The sequence below is a fragment of the Marinimicrobium sp. UBA4509 genome (assembly GCF_002388575.1).
In the GTDB taxonomy this organism is placed as follows: domain Bacteria; phylum Pseudomonadota; class Gammaproteobacteria; order Pseudomonadales; family Cellvibrionaceae; genus Marinimicrobium; species Marinimicrobium koreense.
In genome coordinates this window covers 16912-17917 of sequence record NZ_DGMV01000005.1, presented here as the reverse complement: position 1 = coordinate 17917, position 1006 = coordinate 16912, and the positions used below count along the sequence as shown (strand labels likewise).

Below are 1006 nucleotides of genomic sequence, written 5' to 3'. Positions count from 1 at the left end.
CCGCGCCACGGTATAGCGGGCCGTCAGTTCGCCGCCGTCGCTGATCTGATTGTCCCAGCCCCGGGCCGGCGTACTGCCGAGAATCGCATGGGATTCATTCTGCACATCCCCTACCAGATCCAGCCCGAGAACTCCCACGGTCAAGGTGCTTTTCCACGCCACCCGATTGCGGATATCCAGCCGCTCTCGGGAGTTCGCCAGGTATACCAGACCGGCATAGGGGCGATCGCCATACTGCGGTTGGACCACCTCGATCTCGCTGGGGGTAAACCCGAACAGCCCCGCTTCGCGGCTGTGCTTGCTGACCCCCACGGGGGAGAGATGCTCAAAGCCCAACGCCGAATCCAGCCAACCGAGCGGCGCGTCCAGAGAGAGCCAACCGTCTTTCGCGGACCGGCCGGTATAGGTGAAATTAAAACCATAGGTGTAATCCTGATCCTTGCCCCCCAGAGCGAGGTAATCATTATCAATGGCCAGCGCCCAGCTCGAACGCTCCGGCTCCGTATAGGGCAGCGATCGAATCGGCGCCGCAGGTCGTTTTTGATCCTCAATCAGCCAGGCCACCTGCAACGGTTCTTGGGCGCGAGTGCTCGGGACGGCCTCAGTCTCTAGCGTCTGCGCGCCAGCGGGCTCCGCCATCATCAACAGTGATACCACCATCCAGAGCGTTGCCGCCCCGAATAAAGTGACCGGTCGTCTTTTTTCTGTTCGTTCTTTTTTTGTTCGAGATTGCTCCGAATTCATTACCTTATTCCCCCAAGTTCAGATTCCAATCAACTATAGATGACCAGTCGTCTTCAAAAGCACACTCTTACACCTCGCAGCACTTATCAGCCCCGCCACCGACGGAGACCATTTTATGAAGCGCTGTAGAGGGTATTATTGTGGGTATAGAGACGAGTTCTGGTCGGCCAGCACGTCAGTTGGCGTTTACTTGTCCGACGACGATAGGCAAGAGCGCGAGAAAGGCATCCAGCGGCTCGCGGCATTTGGCGGCCTTCATCCG

General features: G+C 58.2%; 1 protein-coding gene. It reads right to left on the bottom strand.

Features of this window, described 5'->3' with window-relative positions:
• Window positions 1-564, bottom strand: a 564-nt coding sequence (locus B3520_RS00335; protein WP_286875038.1) for a lipid A-modifier LpxR family protein, incomplete at its 3' end; no start/stop codon positions are given.
• Window positions 565-1006 lie beyond the last annotated feature (442 nt).